We start from the raw sequence: 18,955 nt of genomic DNA, 5'->3' as shown, positions 1-18,955 counted from the left end.
GCGCAGTCGTACCGACCAATTCGGCCGGCGTAGCGGAGTCAAGATCGGGGCCCCGAAAACGGGCGGTTCTCTGGAATGATCCATCCTTGTTAAGCACCACGCCCGGTGCAACAAGTGCCGCCCAGGGCAGGTAGTCGGCCAAACTGGACGGGCGTCTACGGTATTCGGCGAGGTTCATCATGAGAAAAGCCTCTCAGCATCCAAAATGCGCGGGATAGCGAAGGTGCCGGCGAACGACGTCGACGAACTGCGCATCGCGCTTGGCCGCCCAGGCGGCGGCGAAATGCCCGATCGCCCAGATGACAAGGCCAACGATCCAGAGCATCAAACCCAGGCCGACCGCACCGGCCAGCGTGCCGTTTGCGATGGCGACCGCACGCGGCGCGCCGCCGAGCAGGATCGGTTCGGTGAGCGCTCGATGCACGGGTGCGAAAAACCCGCGGACTTCGTCGTCCATCAGATCAGCGCTCCGCCGCCGAAAGAGAAGAACGACAGGAAGAACGAGCTCGCCGCGAAAGCGATCGACAGTCCGAACACGATCTGGATCAGGCGCCTGAAGCCTCCGGACGTGTCCCCGAAGGCGAGCGAAAGGCCCGTGACGATGATGATGATCACCGCCACGATCTTGGCGACCGGTCCCTCGACAGATTCGAGGATCTGCTGAAGCGGTTCTTCCCACGGCATGGAAGAGCCCGCGGCGTGGGCAGGCGCGATCATCATCGCGGCGACGGCAATCGTTGCTGAGATTGGGAGCGCCGCACGAACCTTGCGGATGGACGATGACGTGAAGCGGATCTGATTCATTCTGGAGCTCCATGAGGGATTGGGGATTGGCGATTGATTTGGTTGTCGAGCTTGGCTTCGAGCGTGCGGTAATCGCCGGTGTCGGGATCCAGCCCTTCCACCCAGGCGATCTCCACGAGGCGACGCCCAGCGCCCCGGCCAGCAAGGACCGCGATGAGGTCGATGGTTTCGGCAATGAGCGCGCGTGGGACCACGACGACGGCCTCCTGAATGAGCTGCTCGAGACGGCGCAGTGTGCCAAGGGCGGAACTGGCATGGATGGTGCCGATGCCGCCGGGGTGGCCGGTGCCCCAGGCTTTCAGCAGATCAAGTGCCTCGGCGCCGCGCACTTCGCCAATCGGGATGCGGTCGGGGCGAAGCCGCAACGACGACTTCACCAGATCGGACAGGGAGGCGAGACCGTCCTTTGTGCGCAACGCAACCAGATTTGGCGCGGCACACTGCAGTTCGCGCGTGTCCTCGATCAACACGACGCGGTCAGCGGTTTTAGCCACCTCCGCCAACAGCGCGTTGACCAGAGTCGTCTTGCCGGTCGACGTTCCGCCTGCGACCAGCACGTTTTTCCTTCTTTCGACGGCAAGCCGCAGCACCTCAGCCTGGCACCCAGTCATGATGCCGGCGGTGACGTAATCCTCGAGCGCGAACACGGCGACGGCGGGCTTTCGAATTGCGAACGTTGGTGCCGCGACGACAGGCGGCAGCAGGCCCTCGAAACGTTCGCCGGTTCCGGGCAGTTCGGCCGACACGCGCGGCGCACCCGCATGCACTTCGGCGCCGACATGGTGGGCGACCAGGCGGATGATGCGCTCGCCGTCGGCCGCGACCAGCAGTTCATCGGTGGCGCAGAGCCCTTCCCTCAGCCGGTCGACCCAGAGGCGTCCGTCCGGGTTCAGCATCACCTCGACGATATCAGGAGCTTCGAGGAAGCGGGCTATGGCCGGCCCAAGCGCCGTGCGCAGCATACGCGCGCCGCGCGACACCGCTTCCCTGCCAGAATGATGACTGCCTGCCACGATGATCCCCGTTCACTGCGGCGAGCCTGCTCGTGCCGCGGTCGGGGATGATTAGAAGAGGCATGAACAGTAGCCTTGCAACAGGCAAAACGGTCCATCGCAACGCGGCGTGCAGAGACTTGCGGAATGCGGTGCGGCGATCTCGCCAGCTTGCCGCCACTATCTATCCCAACGGGGAATCGTCCGCGTCGGCCGGCGACGCCGGCGGGACATCATCAGCGATTTCCTGTCTGAGCTTTGGTCCCTTGCTCAGCCTGCGGCCAAGCGCGTCAACGAACGCGTCGTACCGCTGCAGGCCTTTCGCGCGGGCTTCGGCCTGCGCGGATTCCGGCAATGCCGGGGTCGAGTTGAGCCAGAAGCGGACGAACAGCGCCAATGTTTCGATGGCAATGCCGACATCGCGCTCGACTCGCTGTACCCGCCGGTCGATCTGGTCGAGGCGCCTGGTGACAGCTGCCTCCTTCCGCTCCTCGGCATCCGGTGACAGGAACGAGGCGATCGCGGCCTCGGCGATCAGCGACAGCGACACATCGCGGCGTGCCGAATAGTCGGCAAGCGCGTTCATGACGTCGGGATCGAGATAGGCCGAAAGCCGTCGTTTCTTCGCGTCCTTCACGTTCAAAGCCCGATGCCGTCATCGGGATCGAGGGCGGCCTGCCGCGCAGCACGCCGCATGGCCTGATCGACCGCGCGTCGACGCAGCGCGTCATCATCGAGTTCGTCGCGGTCCAGCTCGAACTCGTCGTTGTGCTGTGCCGTTTGCAAAGGCGCAATGTCCTCCTGCTCGGGAAGTTCCGGCTGACGGCGGATGCCGCCATTTGCCGGATCCTCATCCTGCGCATCCGCAGAGTGCCCGGATTGGGCAGGATTGCCTTCCGGCACCGCTGGGACTGTTGTGCCGGTCCAGTCATCCGGGCGCGATGTCCCTGAGATCGTTTCCGGCTTCGGTGGCGACAGGACACGCCCGGCCAGGCGTGGATCGGCGAAATAGCGCACTTTGTTCGCCCGGATGGGGAACAGGCCCGAGACCATGATGATGGCATCGGTCGGCGGAAGCTGCATGATCTCGCCGGGCGTCATCAGGGCCCGCGCGGTCTCCTGCCGCGAGACCATCAGATGCCCGAGCCAGGGCGACAATCTGTGCCCGGCATAGTTTTTCATGGCCCGCATCTCGGTTCCCGTGCCGAGTGAGTCGGAGACGCGCCGGGCCGTGCGCTCGTCATTGGTGGCAAAGCTCACCCGCACATGGCAGTTGTCCAGGATGGAGTTGTTCGGACCGTAGGCTTTTTCGATCTGGTTGAGCGACTGGGCAATCAGGAAAGACTTGATGCCATAGCCCGCCATGAAGGCGAGCGCACTTTCGAAGAAATCGAGCCGGCCGAGCGCCGGAAACTCGTCGAGCATCATAAGCAGACGATGCCGTCGATCCTTCGCATGAAGGTCTTCCGTCAGCCTTCGCCCGATCTGGTTCAGCACGAGCCGGATGAGCGGCTTGGTACGGCTGATGTCGGAGGGCGGCACGACAAGATAGAGTGTCGCTGGCCGCTCGTCCTCGGCCAGATCAGCGATACGCCAGTCGCAGCGAGACGTCACCTTCGCCACCACCGGATCGCGGTAGAGACCCAGAAAGCTCATGGCCGTCGAGAGCACGCCGGAGCGTTCATTCTCCGACTTGTTGAGCAGCTCGCGAGCTGCCGACGCCACGACCGGATGCGGGCCGCCCTCCCCGAAATGCCGCGTCAGCATCATGGTGCGCAATGTCGTTTCGATCGGCCGTTGCGGGTCCGAGAGGAAGTTGGCAACTCCGGCAAGCGTCTTGTCCGTTTCGGCATAGAGAACGTGCAGGATGGCACCGACCAGCAGCGCGTGGCTGGTCTTCTCCCAATGGTTTCTGCGTTCCAGTGAGCCCTCGGGATCAACCAGCACGTCGGCGACGTTCTGCACGTCGCGGACCTCCCATTCGCCACGCCTCACTTCCAGCAAAGGGTTGTAGGCAGCAGATGACTCATTGGTCGGATCGAAGAGCAGGATGCGGCCAAAGCGCGCTCGCCACCCGGCGGTCAGTTCCCAGTTTTCTCCTTTGATGTCGTGGACAATCGCGCTGCCGGGCCATGTCAGCAGAGACGGAACGACAAGGCCAACACCCTTGCCACTTCGGGTCGGCGCGAAGCACAAAACGTGTTCTGGGCCGTCTTGGCGGAGATAGTCGCCGTCCAGCTTTCCAAGCACCACCCCATCCGGACCGATCAACCCAGCGGCTTGGATCTCCTTGCCGGTCGCCCACCGCGCCGAACCATATGTGGCGGCGTTCTTCGCCTCACGGGCCCGCCATACCGACATGCCGATGGCCACAGCGATCGCGATAAAGCTGCCGCTCGACGCGAGCAGTGCACCCTCTAGAAAAATCTCTGGCGCATAGGCATCGTAGAAAAACCACCACCAGAAAAAGGCCGGCGGCGGATAGATGGACTGGCCGGCAAGCTCGAACCACGGATCACCGAGTTCAGGCTGGAAACCAAGACGCCACGCGGCCCACTGCGTCGCGACCCACATAGTGACGAGCACGATCAGAAGCACGGCAAGAAGCTGCCCCCACAATATCCTGGTCGCCGGCACGTCTCATCTCTCTGGCAGAGGATCGGGAATCTACAGAAATATCGAATTTCCGCATAGGCAAGAACTCAAGACAGATTACCGAACCGCGGCGTAGCCCGACCTAAACGGACGTGCAGTGTGCGGGGCCATTCCTACTGATCGAGAAGTGATTGCGCAGACACCTATGCCGTCTGGTGTGTGCGTCGCCATGACGGGAGTTTCGGAATGACTACAACGGAACCGCAAGCAGACCGACAGCTTCTGGCAGCAATCTTCGATTGCGGGCATCCAGTTTAGCGTGGGCGTGGTGTTCACGATAGGAATCGGAAGGGTCGTCAAACTGTAGCCGCTTGCATGACGCGTTTAGTCTTGTCCATTGCCAAAGGCGTAGCGCCGTCGCAATCCAAAAGCTGGTGGACTGCCGTTGTAAGGGGCCGGTATCAGCTCTCCACATCTGGTCCGTTTGGTGATCCCGCCACGACGATTGCACCCCATTCCCGGGGTGCTACATCAGCAAACGACTGTGAAAAGGTCCAATTGTGGCCGGCGAGGTCACGGCAGGAATATTGACGCTCGCCATAGGGATGGCTCGTTGGCCTGCTGAGAATAGCTGCGCCATGCCGCGCGGCTCGCCTGTGGTGCGCGTCGACATCCTCGACGCGTACCATCACTGCGAATGGCCCACCTGTCCGCGTCAATCCTCCAGACTTCAATTCTGTGACGACGACGGCGCCGTCTGCGAAGCCGAGCTGGGCACGGTGATTGCCGATCATCAGCCGTATTTCGAAGCCGAAGGCCTCGCAAAGCCATTGGCTGGCCGTCTCGACATCAGGATACGAAAGCACCGGTATGACCGTGCTCGTGGGCATCGAGCGATTTTCGATCATGGTCATCTCCTATGCTGCCTTGAAAGGATTGAAGGCTCTCAGCGAAGAGCCTTCAACTATAGGGCGACCAACATTGTTGGCGAGGGCCATTATAGGGCTGGTAGGTGTTGTCCCAGGCGCGGTAGGAGACGTAGCGCTCGTAACACCAACGCACATGCGCTGCTTCCAATCGGACCGCCGGACTTGGCGCTACCGGTGCGACGGTCGCCGCCGCGACACCGGCGGCAAAGGCAGCGGCGGGGAACCAGTAGCCGTTGTAATAGCGATAACCTGGCCGCACGCGGACATAGCCGCGATAGCCATTGTAGTAGTATCCGCCGCCGACGACGTAGAAACCGCGCTGAAACCAGACCGGCGTCGGCGCTGTAGTGACCGATGCCGGGGTAGTGGCCGGCACGACAGGCAAGGCCTCGGCCGGCGAGGCGAGCACCGTGGCGCCAATCATCAAACTGCAAAACGCCGTGATTGTCCGTTTCATCTTTTCACTCCTGTTGAATGGGGTCGACGGGTTCGGGGATTACTGACGTCGGAGCGCCCGCAGTTCGGAGATCGAAAGCGCGCCATCGCCGTTCTTGTCCGCCTGCAGCAGCCGGTCGGGAATGAAGGCGGCAAACTCGTCGCGCGAAATCTTGCCGTCGCCATTGCGGTCGATGCGGCCGGCCTGGGCCTGGAAGCCGGCGAATTGCGTGGCCTGGAAGTCGCGCTTCGACTTCACCCGTTCCACTGCCCCGCGCACTTCGTCCGCATCGAGCAAGCCATTGTGGTTGGCATCCATCCGGTCGAACATCTGCGCCCGCGCGGCCTGGATTTCGCCGAACTCGAGCTTGCGGTCGCCGTTGGTGTCTATGCGCCGGAAGAGTTCCCTGGCACCGCCGTCAGCCGCACAGGCGCTGGCGGTGCAGAACAGCACGCCAGCAAGAGCCATGACGATCTTGTTCATATTGATCTCCGCATTGGGTCGGATGGTCCGCCGCGGACCGTCCTTGCAGAGCCTTCTACGCAGCGCCTGTGGTGGTCCTACGCAAAGCGAGATGATTTTTTCGAGGCGGCCAGCACAGCCGCCTATCCCCACCGCGATAGAGGATTCAAGGCCGGCAAAAAATCTTGCGTGTCGAGCGTAGGAGCCCGGCTCTCGCTGCGTATCGGTCAGCAGTCGCCCCCGCGGCCTGACAATGAAAGGACATCATCATGAAACGCTCGTTACTGATTGCGGCCTTGCTCATCGGGCTTGCGCCGCTCTGCGCGGCTCAGGCACAGGACATGCCGGGCCAGCGCATCCTGCAACGGATCGATACCAATGGCGACGGCGCCATCTCCAAGGATGAGATGACGGCCGCCCGCGAGCGCTTGTTCAGGAAGCTCGACCGCAATGGCGATGGCGTCATCGACGAGAAGGAGATGGAGAGCGCCCGCCAGGCGATCAAGGATCGCGCCGAGGTGGCGCAGGCGCGGCTCGGCAGCCGCTGGCGGCGCATGGACGCCAATGGCGACGGCAAGGTCTCCGAGCAGGAATTCGCCAGCAGCATGCCTTTGTTCGACCTCGCGGACCGGGATGGTGACGGCAAGCTCTCCGCCGACGAGATCGCCTCCGTCCGCAAGCTGATCGCCGAGCACGCCAACTGATGCTCGGCAGCGATCATTCCCTTTACAAAACAAGGAGTACGACATGTTGTCTTCGGCAAAGATTCCGATTTTATGTCTCGGTGCGATGCTTGCCTGGTCGGCAGCTTCGCAGGCTTCGGCCGAGGAGTGGCAGCGTCCGACCGCCCATGGCGGCGAGATCAGCCGCAGCGTCACCAAAGATGGCGGCGTCTATACCGGTTCGACCACCCGAACCGGTCCGAATGGCGGCAGCACCTACACGTCGAGCTCCAAATGTGTGGGAGGCGTTGTTGACCGCTGCGCCAGAAGCTATTCTGGCACCGGGCCGAATGGGCAGACCTTTTCGGGAAAACGGGTGTCGGCGCGCGGGCCGTTCCGGGGACGATCGGCCGGCAGCTTCACCGGCCCGAACGGCAACACGGTCCACGGCTTCCGCCGCTGGCGGCGCTGACATCTGGTGTGATGGATTTGAACCCGAAATTCGTTTCTTTGCTCCTCCTGATCGATGCGAATTTCGGATTCGCCGAACCAGCAGTCTCGTCCGTGGATGCGCGCCGCCGTGCGACATGAGGAGCCCCGTGGCGACGATGAGCTGCTTCTGGCGCGCATCGCCGCGGGCAGCCAAAGCGCGCTGTCCGAGCTCATCGCCCGCCATGGCCGTGGGCTGCGGATATTTGCCGCGCGTTATCTCGGCAATGCCGGCGACGCCGAGGATGTGGTGCAGGAGGTGTTCGTGACCGTCTGGAAACAGGCCGCGCGGTTCGATCCGGTCAGAGGGCGGGCTTCGACCTGGCTCTACCGGATCACTGCCAACCGTTGCATCGATCAGCGTCGACGCAGGGCGCTACGCCGTTTCATCGGGCTGGACGACATAAGGGATGAGGTCGCGTCGCCGGAGGCGGATGCCGAAGCGACGACCGCGGCGCGGCAGGAGCTGGCTATCGTGCGTGACGGGCTGTCGCGCCTGCCGGAACGGCAGCGCATGGCGGTGCTGCTGAGGGCCGTAGGCGACCTCGACATCTCGGCGATCGCCGAGGTGATGGGCAGCAGTGTCGGCTCGGCCGAGCAGTTGCTGGTGCGCGGACGGCGCGCACTCAGGGATCATTTGGCAATGGTGGCCTTGGGCCGCGAAAGGAAGTCCTCATGACACGGGACGAATTTGAACGATACAGGCGCCGCTTCGGCGATACCGTCGAAGCATGGCCGGCGCCTTTCCGCCAGCAGGCGCTGGCGTTGATGGCGGCGGAGCGGAATGACGATCCCGATGCCGTGCTCGATCTCCTCGTGCTCGAGGCGGCGCTGGCCGATGGCGACGACCAGGCGCTGGCGCGCAAGGTTCTGGCTCGCATCGAAGCCGGCTCAACTGTCCCGTCCTTCCTGGCGCGCCTGCTCTTGAGTCCGGCCGGGTTCGCGGCCTGCGCCGCTGCTGTGCTCGTGGCCGCGACGCTGGCAGGCTACCAGGTGGCGCGGCTGCAGGACGATCCGTCCGATACGGAGCTTCTGGCGCTGGCGTCCGGTTCGTCGCTGGCCGATGGCGGCGGTGTCGCGGATGATCCGGCAGAGGAGGGCTCGCTTTGAAGCGTTCCTGGACATGGACGGGGACGCTGGTGCTGCTTGCGCTTTCGCTCGCCGTTAACTTCTTCCTGGTCGGCTATGCCATGCACGGCCTGCGCCAGGGCGCGGCGGCGGGCGTGCTGTTGTCGGAAATCGCCAGCAACTATCCCCCGGAGGTGAGGAAGGAGTTCCGCGGCGTGCTGCGCGACAACCGCGCGCGCACCTTCCAGGCACTGCGCGAGCTGCGTGCCGCGCGCGCCAATCTGGCGGCGGCACAGACAGCCAAACCCTTTGACGAAGCGGCGGTGAAGGACGCGATGGCGGCGGTGCGCAGCGCAACGACCAACCTGCAGGCGGCCATGCAGGACTATCTCCTGGCCGCGCTGAAGAATGTCAACGCCAAGCCCGCAGTGGGAGGTTGAGCCGCGACGGCCCTACTGGCGGCACAATCGTCGCCGACCTATGTCGATATCCAACCCGGCTTGCGATCGCGAAGATGGAACAATGCGGCACGACAGGCTTGTCCTGACCCTGATTTGGCGCGAGTTCTCGGCTGGCTTGCGCTCGATGCGCCGCCGCGACCTTGCCTGGATTGGGCTCGGCGGCGGGGCGCTGCTTGCCTATGGCATCGCTGACATCGTTCTCGCTCTGCAGTCGGCATCCGCCACGCTGCGGCAGGAGCAGGCGCTGTGGTTGCTTGGTTTGCCGGGCGCACTTCTTATTCTTGGCGCCTTTACCGGCAGCGCGCTCGCCAGGCTTTGCCTGTCGCGCGCCTTCGCGCCCTTCCTGAAGGCATTGCCGCTCTCGCTTCGGGAGGGCCGGCGCATGGCGGCGGTGGCGACATTTGCGATGGGCGTTCCGCTTGTCGTGGCCGTCACGGCGGCGGTCGGTCTTGGCTGCGCCGTCATCGCAAAACCACTCGCCCCGGTCTGGGGTCTCGGCGCCGCCATCCTGTTTGGCGCCGGTTTTTGCGCGGCGGCCGTCCTGCGTCTGCAGTGCGCTCGCGACCTCGTCCCCATCAACAATTCCGATCTGGCGAGGGATCCAAGCGGGCGCCGGCCCTGGCTCGGTGCCTTCGATCGTTCCGCACCAGCCTGGCTCTCCAGCTGGGCCTGGGGTTTGCCGGCTGGCCATGTGCCCTTTTCCTGGCGACTGGTGGGCGCGGCCACCTTCTTTGGTGTCGTCGCGGTGCTTTCCGCCGCCATCAGCTTCGTTCGTCACGATGCGGTGCCGGCGGCAATGGCGGGCCTGACCGGCGGCCTTCTCGTCTTCATGCTGAGCGCGCGCTTCCATCCGCTCGGCTCGCCGGTACTGCGCACGGCTCCAATCGGCTTTGTCAGGACGTGGCTGCGGCTGGCGCGGCTGCCCCTGCAATTGTCGCTTTGCTTCTTTCTCATGCCGGCAGGTGCTGCCCTGGCGGCGGAGCCATCGGCTTGGGCGATGCCGCTCGCCAGTGGCTTGTGGCTGCTGGCGCTGAACGGCGCCTATGCGGTGTTCGCCGCCTATTTCATGACCGCGCCGTTCGTCGCCGCGCTGAGCTTCCTCAGCGCCATCGCCTACACCAGCTACGAATCGCTCGAATATGGGCGCACAGTGCTGATCGGCTTTGCCGCCCTTGTCCTGTTCCTGTGGCATCGGGCGCAACGGAGATACCGCCATGGATAGCAGCGAGATACTCGCGGTTCGCGGGCTCAGCGCCGGCTACGGTGGCCACGCGGTCGTCAGCGGTATCGATCTATCGCTCGCCCGAGGCGATATCCTTGGCCTGCTTGGCGCCAACGGCTCGGGCAAGTCCACCTTGCTCAGGGCGATCACCGGCCAGATCCGGCCGCTCGGGGGGACCGTGGCGATCGGCGGCGCCGACCTTGCCGGCGCACCGGAACGCGCCAAGTCCGGCTTCGGCCTTGCCATGGATCCATCCGACCTGCCGGCGGCGCTGACCGGGCGGCAGTATCTCCAGCTCGTCGCCTCGATCCGCGGCTGTGCCGAAGACGGATGGCCTGGCGTCAATGTCGCCGAACGGCTCGGGCTCAAGCGCTGGATCGACCGGCTAATCGCCGAATATTCGCTCGGCACGCGGGCGAAGATCGCCATCGCCGCGGCCCTGCTTGGCGCGCCGCCGCTGCTGATCCTCGACGAGTCCCTGAACGGCCTTGATCCGCTTGCCGCCTTCGAGGTCAAACGCGTCATCCTTGCATTGGCGGCGAGCCAAGCCGTCATCATCTCCACCCACGTGGTCGAAGCGGTTCCCGGCCTGTGCAACCGCGCGGTGCTTCTAGCCGGGGGCAGCATTGCCCTAGAGTGGAATGCACGGCAGTTGGCCGAGGCCAGCCACGCGCCCGGCGCCTTTGAGCTCCACGTTATGCAGGCGCTGTCGGAACCCATGACCTGGCGAAGGAGGTAGTGGCAAAGGCATCCCGAACTACCGGAATGAGGCGCAAAGCTGCCAACCGGGGCGTAAGTAAATGGCTCGCTCAGCTTCTTGAATCAATTTGGGCGAACCGCTTCGCAACCCAATAACGATTATGTTAGTCGCTGATGGACGTCGTCTTTTCACAAAATCAATCAATTAGCGGATGGTTCGCGCAGCAATATCCTTCGTATGTCCTCGTATGGTGTGGCCCAAAGAAGAGACGTGATTAATATAGACCAAAAGCACTACCGCTGACTCGGTTATGTGGGAGTGACGCATTACTGACACGAACTTCTGAGGTTCGATTTTTCAACGCCAAGGCAAAAGCGATTTGTCAACCGGACAAGTTCCCCGCCCCGTTCGGCGACAATCTTGCCGCGCTCGTCCGGCCGCGCGTTTGAAAGCGCTTTCCACAGCTGGGTTTGCCGCTCGCAGAGATCTGCGAGGTCGAAGCATTCCTGTGCCGTCAGTTTCAACAGGTCGCCGGCCGTTGCCGGCCCGATGCCGGGGGGCGTGGTTGATCCTCTAGAAAGGTACCCTGACGGCACGGTGCCTTTTGCGTTGGTCACCGATTTGCGGCAGATGATATCGAAGATCTGATCCACGGCCTGCTTGGCGCCGGCGACGCGCGAAGGGTGATCCGTATCGGCCGCGGCGTGGGGCAGGAGTTCAAGTTTGTCGCCATGCTTCTCGACCAGATCGAGGTAGGGCAGCATCGGGCCGGAGAGGCTGCCGGTCGAAAGATCCATGAAAAGGTCGGCATCGACCGCCGCATGACGAACCCGCCCTGTCTCCAGGGCATTGCCAAGCGCCGCAACCTCGACAAGCTCGCCGCGATCGTAGTTGACCAGTACCGCGCCCTTGTTCATGCATGACAGGACCTCCGTGCCAATAAGCCCGGCATTGGCGTAGCGGCCGGTTTGCGCATCCTGCTTGCCCAGGCCGACATGGACGCTCAGCACATCCGCGCCATCAGCCGCTTCGACGAGATCTGGCGCAAAGACAAAACCCTCGGTTTCGATCCAGTCGCGGTGCCGTGGTCGTGCATGGATCACCACGCGCATGCCGAAGGCGCGGGCGAGCTTGGCGACCTCGCGGCCAATATTGCCGTAGCCGATGACCGCAATCGTCTTGCCTTCGAGCTTTTCGGTGGGGAAATCGCGCAGGTCCCTGCCGGTGTCGAAGGCGCCGCGCGCCACTCGCTCGTGAAGCACGTCCACCGGAAGATCCGGCAGCACTTTCAGGATCGCCTTCATCACCATCTGCGCCGTGGCGCGGCTGTTGATGCCGGGCGTGTTCATCAGCACCGCAGAGCCGCCCTGGCCGCTGCCGCCGCCCCACGAGCGTGAGCCCATGTTTCCGGTGCCGGCCCCGATCCGCACGCCGGCCAGCGGAAAGACGGTCTCCGCGGGCAGGAAGGTCGCGGCGGCGATGACGGCGTCGTAGCGTCCATCGCCCGCGGCTTCGGCCAGTTCCTCGCGGGTGCTGAGGTCCGGCTGGTAGAAGAAATGCACTCGGCCCCGCTCCAGACCAGCTTTGTCGCCAAGCGCGGATAGGTGAAAGCGGCCGCCCCTGGCTTCGATATGGGCACGCACTTCGCTCGGGTCGGGTCTGCCGTCAGGCCCAAAGCGCAGGCCAATCAGATCGCAGATCAGCATGGTGTAGACGCTTTGCGGATCGATCTGCTCGGCCGCGTCCAAGTTTGTCTTTGCGTTCGCGGTCACGTCATTTCTCCGGCAAGAACGGGTCAAAGTTGGCGGTCACCGGTTGAAACGGCTTCTCAGCCTCCCCAGCGAATAATCTCCGATCAATCAGAACCTATCAGCCTGGAACGGCGTCAGATCGATCGCCGGCGGCAGACCGGCGGCAAGCTGCGACACGATCTTACCGGTGACGGCGCCGCCGATCAGGCCCTGATGGCCGTGGCCAAAGGCGTAGATGACATTTTTGGCCCGCGACGCCCGGTCGATGACCGGGATGCTGTCGGGCGTGCCGGGACGATGCCCCATCCAGCGCGTGACCTCGCCGACCTCCAGTTTCCTGAACATCGACCGCGCCTGTTTGAGGAGAACGTCCGCCCGGTGCATGTTCGCAGGCGCCTTCAGGCCGGCGAACTCGACATTGCCGGCGATGCGCAGCCCGTCCTCCATCGGCGAAGCGACGAACTTGCGGTCGGCCGAGATGGTCTGGATACGCAAGCCGGTATCGGCACCCTTGACCATGATGTGATAGCCGCGCTCGCTCTCGAGCGGAATGCGGTCGCCAAGCTTGCGGGCAAGATCGCCCGACCAGGCGCCGGCGCAAAGCACCACGGTCTCGACCGGCATGCGCCCGCCGCCTTCAAGCCGCAGCGCCGATGGGCCGTTGGCCGCCATGTCGAAGCCGAGCACCTTCGCGCGCACAAAACGAGCGCCCTGACGCGCCGCATGCTCGGCGAGCCTGGCGACAAGCCGGCCGGGATTTGGACACTGCCCCTGTTCGGGCAGATAGACGGCGCTCTTGAAGATCGGCGCCAGCGCCGGTTCGAGTTGCCGGATTTCGTCGGCATCGAGGATGTCCACCTTGACGCCGTGGTCGCGGCGAAGCCCCAGACCATAAGCGCCCTTGGACGGCCCGTCGGCCGTTTCGTGGACGAACAGCTGGCCGCGCTTCTGCAAAAGGTCCTCGCAGCCGGCAGCCTTGATCAGCGGCTCGTAGCATTCGAATGTGTAGCGGTGCAGCGAGCGCATCGCCGCCGATATCTCCTCGACGCGCGGTTTGCGGCTGGCGGCCAGGAAGCGCAGCAGCCAGGGAAGCGCGTGCGGCAGATAGGCCAGCCGCACGATCAACGGCCCTTCCGGGTCCATCAGCCATTTCGGCACATTGCGCAGCACGCCCGGCATCGAATTCGGGATGCACGATCCCGGGCAGATGCCACCGGCATTGCCGAAGGAGCATTGCTCCTCAGATCCCGGCAAGGCCGGATCGACCACCTCGACGGCAAAACCCTGCTCGAGCAGATAGTTCGCGGTGCAGACGCCAATGATGCCGGCCCCGATGACCGTCACCTTGCTGCGCAGCGTGCCTGTCGATGTCATGGCGATCGATCCGGATTTTGCCGATCAGGGCGCGATCGCGCTCGGCGTGCCGGCGCGGAAGGCCGGCAGCGAACGCGCCACCATCTGCTGCAGCATGCGGAAGTCAGAGAGGTAGGCCATGAAGCGATAGCCCATCTTGCGCATGTCGACGCCATAGGTGACCGAACCGCAATGGATGCCGGGAATGACGCCGGCTTCCTTGCACTTGGCGGCGATGTATTCGATCGCCTCGTAGACGGCGGGATAGCGCGGATCGAAGCCTGGCGCCTCGCGCATAGTCACCGCAAGGTCCGACGGGCCGACGAAGATGGCGTCGAGGTGCGGCGTCTTCAGTATGTCTTCCAGATTCTTCACCGCCTGCTCGCTCTCGATCATCGCCATGGTGATGATGGTGTCGTTGGCATGCTGGAAATAGTCCGCGCCGGCGTAGAGCGAAGCGCGCAGCGGACCAACGCTGCGGCCGCCCTTGGGGAAATAGCGGCAGGCCTTGACGAAGGCGTCCGCTTCCTCGGCGGTGTTGACCATCGGGCAGATCACGCCATAGGCGCCGGCGTCGAGCACCTTGCCGATGATCGCCGGATCGTTCCACGGCACGCGCACCATCGGCGTCGTATCGGTCGTCGAAATCGCCTGCAGCATCGGCACCGCATCGACATAGTCGGTCGCGCCATGCTGGAGGTCGACCGTCAGCGCGTCCCAGCCCTGCTGCGCCATCAATTCCGCCGATATCGACGACGGAATGCCGAGCCAGCCCGTCACCACTTCGCCGCCGGCGGCCCAGATATCCTTCACCTTGTTCTTGCGCATAGTCTTGGGGGTCCTTTGCTATTGTCGGGAATGCAAAATCAGGTCCGCCGCCTTTTCAGCGAGGGCGATGGTGGTGATGTTGGTGTTGGCGGCGACGATCGTCGGCATGATAGAGGCGTCGACGACGCGCAGGCCCTGCACACCGCGGACGCGGCATTCGGCGTCGAGCACCGCCAGCGGATCGCTGTCGGCGCCCATCTTGCAGGTGCCCGAGACATGCCAGCCCGACCAGACGGATTGCTTGACCCAATCGGCGATCAGCTCTTCGTTGCCGAGCATCGCCTGGATACGGTCGGTGGTGCCGAACTTGCGCTTGAGCAAGGTCTCGCGAAAGAACGGCGCGTAGTCGAAGAGGTAGGCCGCGGTCGCGGTCTTGACCCAGTTCGATGGCTTGCGGACGCTGAGCGCGCGCGCCTCGTCACTGTAGCCGGCCAGGAACCAGGTGTTGACGTGCTGCTGGACATCGGGCGACTGCATGATCTTGCAGATGCGCCTGAAGCCATCGACCAGGCGCATCAGGTCGCGGCCGTCGGAGGCAAAGTTCAGATCGACGATCGGTTCATCGGTCTGCACAGCGGACTTCAACATAACGGTGCCGCGCGAATAGGATTTGTTGACGCAGACATTGAGCGCGCCCATCGCCTTGCCGAGCGGATGCCAGCCGGCACGGTTGACCGGCATCAGCAGCATGTCGCCCGGATGGCAGCCGGCATGGTTCGAGGAGTATCTGACACCCAGAAAGATGTGGCGCCGCTGACCGGGCTTGAGCCGCGCAGATTTCTTGAAATGCGCACCGACGGCTATATGCGGATGATCGGTCAGGTTCTCGCCGACACCGGGGCGATCGGCGACCACCTCGATGCCCAGCCGCTTCAGCTGCGCCGCCGGCCCGATGCCGGCACGAAGCAGGATGGCCGGCGAATGCAGAGCGCCGGCTGAAACGATCGTCTCGTTGGCGTTGTAGATCTTGGTCTGGCCGGTGGTCGTGACCCTGGCGCCTGTGATGCGCGTTCCGTCGATCACCAGGCCTTCAACGAAGGCATTGGCAAAGATGTGCAGGTTCTTGCGGGCCCGCACCTCGGCGTCGAGATAGCCGATCGCTGTCGACACGCGTCGGTCGTTCTCGTTCGACAGCGGCAGCGGAAACGAGCCGTCCTCGAAACTGCCATTGTAGTCCGGCCGGTAGGGATATTCGCTTTCCGTCTGCTTGAGCACTGATTTGGTGAAGCCGGCCCAATCCTTTGGAAAGACACGGCGGATCGGAATCCGGCCGGTCTTGTTGTGAAGCTCGCCATCGAAATCAAGGTCGCGCTCAAGCTTCTTGAGATAGGGCAGCATGCCGTCCCATCCCCAGCCGGGCAGGCCGAGACCTTCCCATTCGTCATAGTCGTGTGGCAGGCCGCGCACGGCGAACTGGCCGTTGATGCTGGAGCCGCCGCCCATCACCTTGGCCTGTTCGAGCTTGGCCGTCTTGACCAACTGCGCGTTCTGCTTTGGCGAGCGGTTGAAGACACGCAGTTCCGTCCAGTGGTATTTCGGGTCGAAATAGGAGAGGCCGGGATAGCTGTCGGCGATCACCTCAGGAACATCGTCCGGCGGCGTGTCGGGCCCTGCCTCGAAAAGCGCCACCTGCCTGGTGCCGTTCTCCGAAAGACGGCTGGCAAGCACGGCTCCAGCCGAACCGCCACCGACAATGATGTAGTCGAATTGCATGTGCTTGCGCTCGCTCAGGCGTAATTGGCCCAGATGGCCTTCTGGCGCAGGAACGCCTCGATGCCGGCACGACCCATATCCTTGCCGAAGCCGGAGCCCTTGTAGCCGCCGGCCGGGTAGGTGAACTCCGGGCCGCGCCCGTGCTGGTTGATCCAGACCATGCCGGCCTCGATCGAATCCGCCGCCTTGAGCGCCTTCTTCAAATCCGTGGTGTGGACGCTGGCGGCGAGCCCGTAGACCGGATGCGCCGCCAGGGCGAGACCCTCCTCCAGGTCGGCAAAGGTGCGCACCGTCAGCACCGGGCCGAAGAACTCATCCTTGAAACCGATGTTGTCGTCGGCGACGTCTTCCAGGATCGTCGGCGCGAAAAAACAGCCTTCGTTGCGGCCTTCGAGCACCGTGCCGCCGGTGACCACCGAGGCGCCCTCGCTGACGCTGGCGCGGACCATCGTGTCGATGCGCTCGAGCTGCTTGCGGCTGATGATCGGCGCGAAGGTCGTCGTCTCGTCCCAGGTCGGCCCTGCCTTGATCGCCTTGGTGCGGGCGATGACGCGTTCGATCAGCTGGTCCGCGATCTTGTCCTCGACGATCAGCCGCGAACCGGCCGTGCAGACCTGGCCGGCATTGTCCATGAATGCCGCCGCGACGCGGCCGGCCACCACATCGATATCGCCGGCATCGGCCAGCACCAGTTGCGGGCTCTTGCCGCCAAGTTCGAGCGTGACGGGCTTGATGCCGGACTGGGCGGCCAGCGTCATGATCGCGGCACCGGTCTGCGTCGAGCCCGTGAAGGAGATTTTCAGAATATCGGGATGGCGCACGATCGCCGCTCCCGTCGTGTGGCCGTAACCGTTGACGACATTGAACAGGCCGGCCGGAACGCCGGCCCTGGCGGCAAGGTCCGCCAGCGCGAGCAAGCTGTGCGGAGTCAGTTCCGAGGTCTTCATCACCACCGCATTGCCAGCAGCCAGCGCCGGGGCGAATTTCCAGGCGGCGGTGATCATCGGGAAGTTCCAGGGAACGATCGCGCCGACAATGCCATAGGGCTCATGCTTGACGATGCTGAGCGCATTCGCCTCGGTCGAAGTGACCGTGCCTTCGATCTTGTCGCAGAACTCCGCGTAGTAGCGCACGACGCCGGCGGTACGCACCGCGTCGCGGACAATCGTCATCGAGATCAGCCGGCTCGATCCCATCGCTTCCAACTGGCCGAGATAGGTCGCGTTCTCCTCGATCAGCGCCGCGAAACGCGTGAGCACAGCGGCGCGATCGCGCGGCGCGATCTTCGCCCATCGGCTCTGCGCCAGCGCCGTTTTCGCGGCATCGACGGCCTGTTGTACCGCACCTTCGCCACCATCGGTGATCACGCCCATGGGCTGGAGATCAGAGGGGCGGAGAACCTCGATCTCCGCGCCGGGTAAATCAACGTACTGGCCACCAATGTGATGGCCCCTTGGGATGGCGATTGTGGCCGGATCGAAACTCAGTGTCATTGATATCTTTCCTTTTGCGGCCAGCTCGAAAGGCGGCGCATTCGACGATGTCCGCTTGACTGTTTTGCGCGAAGCGGCGTGCGTTCAGCATGCCTTCTCGGCTTCACGCGCCTCGAGGAACGGGCGAAGCAAATCCGCCGATTCATGAAAGCGTCCGACAAAACTCTTCAGACGCGGATGTTCGGGATGCAGCAGCACCTTGGCCGGCGGACCCTGCTCCGCCACCAGCCCCTGATCGAGAAACACCACGCGATCGGCGACCTCGAAGGCAAAGCCCAGCTCGTGGGTGACGATCACCATGGTCATGCCGCTCCTGGCCAGTTCGACCATCGCCTTCATGACTTCGCCGACCAATTCTGGATCGAGCGCCGAAGTCGGCTCGTCGAACAGCATGACCTTCGGCTGCATGGCCATGGCCCGGGCGATCGCGACTCGCTGCTGCTGGCCGCCGGAAAGCTGGCGCGGATACTTTTCGATGTGCTGCGACAGTCCCATGAGGTCGAGAAGCTTCAGCGCCGTCTGGCGCGCCTGCTCCTTCGGCTCCTTCTTGACGATGACCGGACCTTCCATGACGTTTTCGAGCGCTGTCATGTGCGGGAACAGATTAAACTGCTGGAAGACCATGCCGGTCTTGGAGCGGATGCGGTTGACCTCGTGGGCCGGTATCTGGGCACCCTTGCCATCGGCCCGCCTGTCGAACAGCGTTTCGTCATCGATGACGATGCTGCCGCTAGTCGGCACGTTGAGTAGGTTGATGCAGCGCAGCAGCGACGTCTTGCCCGATCCGCTCGCACCGATCAGCACGACCACCTCGCCTTCGACCACCGACAGATCGATGCCGTTCAGCACGCGCTTGTCGCCAAACTTCAGGCAGATGCCGTCTAGCCGCAGGACAGGCTTGTCGTTCTTATCCGTCACGGCGCTTGGTTGACTGGCGATCATTTCAGGCTGCCTCTTCTTTCGAGTTTCCTGGACAAGAGGGTCAACGGGATCAGGA

General features: G+C 63.7%; 21 protein-coding genes and 1 pseudogene. 7 read left to right on the top strand and 15 right to left on the bottom strand.

Annotation, left to right across the window (positions count from 1 at the left end; all coding sequences use genetic code 11):
* The 9 genes from EN990_RS30900 to EN990_RS30860 form a co-directional block, all read right to left on the bottom strand.
* Window positions 1-181, bottom strand: a 181-nt coding sequence (locus EN990_RS30900; RefSeq protein WP_164766184.1) for a hypothetical protein, incomplete at its 3' end; no start/stop codon positions are given.
* A gap of 12 nt (window positions 182-193) precedes the next feature.
* Window positions 194-457 carry a VirB3 family type IV secretion system protein gene (locus EN990_RS30895; protein ID WP_127370619.1) on the bottom strand — a complete coding sequence of 88 codons (264 nt, stop codon included), beginning with the start codon at window positions 455-457 and terminating at the stop codon, window positions 194-196.
* On the bottom strand, window positions 457-720 hold the full coding sequence (locus EN990_RS30890; protein WP_245461199.1) for a TrbC/VirB2 family protein: 264 nt from the start codon (window positions 718-720) through the stop codon (window positions 457-459). The genes EN990_RS30895 and EN990_RS30890 overlap by 1 nt, the downstream gene beginning before the upstream one ends.
* Window positions 721-800: 80 nt before the next feature.
* Window positions 801-1,766 carry a P-type conjugative transfer ATPase TrbB gene (gene trbB, locus EN990_RS30885; RefSeq protein ID WP_127388500.1) on the bottom strand — a complete coding sequence of 322 codons (966 nt, stop codon included), beginning with the start codon at window positions 1,764-1,766 and terminating at the stop codon, window positions 801-803.
* Between the two features lie 214 nt (window positions 1,767-1,980).
* On the bottom strand, window positions 1,981-2,382 hold the full coding sequence (locus EN990_RS30880) for a CopG family transcriptional regulator (protein WP_127369669.1): 402 nt from the start codon (window positions 2,380-2,382) through the stop codon (window positions 1,981-1,983).
* Window positions 2,383-2,435: 53 nt separating this feature from the next.
* Window positions 2,436-4,433: a conjugal transfer protein TraG gene (locus EN990_RS30875; protein ID WP_127369666.1), complete on the bottom strand. Its 1,998-nt coding sequence runs from the start codon at window positions 4,431-4,433 to the stop codon at window positions 2,436-2,438.
* Window positions 4,434-4,852: 419 nt separating this feature from the next.
* Complete coding sequence (locus EN990_RS30870; RefSeq protein ID WP_245469226.1) at window positions 4,853-5,305, bottom strand: VOC family protein; 453 nt, start codon at window positions 5,303-5,305, stop codon at window positions 4,853-4,855.
* Between the two features lie 46 nt (window positions 5,306-5,351).
* On the bottom strand, window positions 5,352-5,777 hold the full coding sequence (locus tag EN990_RS30865; RefSeq protein ID WP_127388499.1) for a BA14K family protein: 426 nt from the start codon (window positions 5,775-5,777) through the stop codon (window positions 5,352-5,354).
* Between the two features lie 39 nt (window positions 5,778-5,816).
* Entirely contained in the window at window positions 5,817-6,239 is a 423-nt protein-coding gene (locus tag EN990_RS30860) for an EF-hand domain-containing protein (protein ID WP_127370417.1), read from the bottom strand.
* A gap of 248 nt (window positions 6,240-6,487) precedes the next feature.
* On the opposite strand from EN990_RS30860, the gene EN990_RS30855 reads away from it, so the two are divergent.
* The 7 genes from EN990_RS30855 to EN990_RS30825 all read left to right on the top strand — a co-directional run bounded on the left by EN990_RS30855 (window position 6,488) and on the right by EN990_RS30825 (window position 10,859).
* Window positions 6,488-6,922 (top strand): EF-hand domain-containing protein, encoded by a 435-nt coding sequence (locus EN990_RS30855; protein ID WP_127370416.1) that lies wholly within the window; start codon window positions 6,488-6,490, stop codon window positions 6,920-6,922.
* Window positions 6,923-6,965: 43 nt separating this feature from the next.
* Window positions 6,966-7,352 carry a hypothetical protein gene (locus EN990_RS30850; protein WP_127370415.1) on the top strand — a complete coding sequence of 129 codons (387 nt, stop codon included), beginning with the start codon at window positions 6,966-6,968 and terminating at the stop codon, window positions 7,350-7,352.
* Window positions 7,353-7,448: 96 nt separating this feature from the next.
* Entirely contained in the window at window positions 7,449-8,048 is a 600-nt protein-coding gene (locus tag EN990_RS30845; protein ID WP_127388498.1) for a sigma-70 family RNA polymerase sigma factor, read from the top strand.
* Window positions 8,045-8,479, top strand: coding sequence for a hypothetical protein (locus EN990_RS30840; RefSeq protein ID WP_127370596.1), 435 nt, complete (start codon window positions 8,045-8,047; stop codon window positions 8,477-8,479). The genes EN990_RS30845 and EN990_RS30840 overlap by 4 nt, the downstream gene beginning before the upstream one ends.
* Window positions 8,476-8,877, top strand: coding sequence for a periplasmic heavy metal sensor (locus EN990_RS30835; protein ID WP_127388497.1), 402 nt, complete (start codon window positions 8,476-8,478; stop codon window positions 8,875-8,877). Before EN990_RS30840 ends, EN990_RS30835 begins: the two co-directional genes overlap by 4 nt.
* 82 nt (window positions 8,878-8,959) lie before the next feature.
* On the top strand, window positions 8,960-10,120 hold the full coding sequence (locus EN990_RS30830) for a hypothetical protein (protein ID WP_127388496.1): 1,161 nt from the start codon (window positions 8,960-8,962) through the stop codon (window positions 10,118-10,120).
* Window positions 10,113-10,859, top strand: a complete 747-nt coding sequence (locus tag EN990_RS30825) for an ABC transporter ATP-binding protein (RefSeq protein ID WP_127369968.1) — start codon at window positions 10,113-10,115, stop codon at window positions 10,857-10,859. The genes EN990_RS30830 and EN990_RS30825 overlap by 8 nt, the downstream gene beginning before the upstream one ends.
* A 287-nt stretch (window positions 10,860-11,146) precedes the next feature.
* Here EN990_RS30825 and EN990_RS30820 read toward each other — a convergent pair.
* The 6 genes and pseudogenes from EN990_RS30820 to EN990_RS30795 all read right to left on the bottom strand — a co-directional run.
* Window positions 11,147-12,532: pseudogene (locus EN990_RS30820) on the bottom strand (NAD(P)-dependent oxidoreductase); the annotation flags it as partial.
* Window positions 12,533-12,679: 147 nt separating this feature from the next.
* Window positions 12,680-13,945 (bottom strand): FAD-dependent oxidoreductase, encoded by a 1,266-nt coding sequence (locus tag EN990_RS30815; protein WP_127388495.1) that lies wholly within the window; start codon window positions 13,943-13,945, stop codon window positions 12,680-12,682.
* Window positions 13,946-13,969: 24 nt separating this feature from the next.
* A complete protein-coding gene (locus tag EN990_RS30810; protein ID WP_127370280.1) occupies window positions 13,970-14,752 on the bottom strand; it encodes an aldolase/citrate lyase family protein in 783 nt (260 codons plus the stop codon).
* 18 nt (window positions 14,753-14,770) lie between these two features.
* Window positions 14,771-16,465, bottom strand: coding sequence for a GMC oxidoreductase (locus tag EN990_RS30805; RefSeq protein WP_127388494.1), 1,695 nt, complete (start codon window positions 16,463-16,465; stop codon window positions 14,771-14,773).
* A gap of 14 nt (window positions 16,466-16,479) precedes the next feature.
* Entirely contained in the window at window positions 16,480-17,958 is a 1,479-nt protein-coding gene (locus EN990_RS30800) for an aldehyde dehydrogenase family protein (RefSeq protein WP_127388493.1), read from the bottom strand.
* 84 nt (window positions 17,959-18,042) lie between these two features.
* Window positions 18,043-18,900 (bottom strand): amino acid ABC transporter ATP-binding protein, encoded by an 858-nt coding sequence (locus EN990_RS30795; protein WP_127368473.1) that lies wholly within the window; start codon window positions 18,898-18,900, stop codon window positions 18,043-18,045.
* Between the last annotated feature and the right edge of the window lie 55 nt (window positions 18,901-18,955).

This window comes from Mesorhizobium sp. M7A.F.Ca.US.005.03.1.1 (genome assembly GCF_003997975.1).
In the GTDB taxonomy this organism is placed as follows: domain Bacteria; phylum Pseudomonadota; class Alphaproteobacteria; order Rhizobiales; family Rhizobiaceae; genus Mesorhizobium; species Mesorhizobium ciceri.
This window is presented reverse-complemented; position numbering and strand designations above follow the sequence as displayed.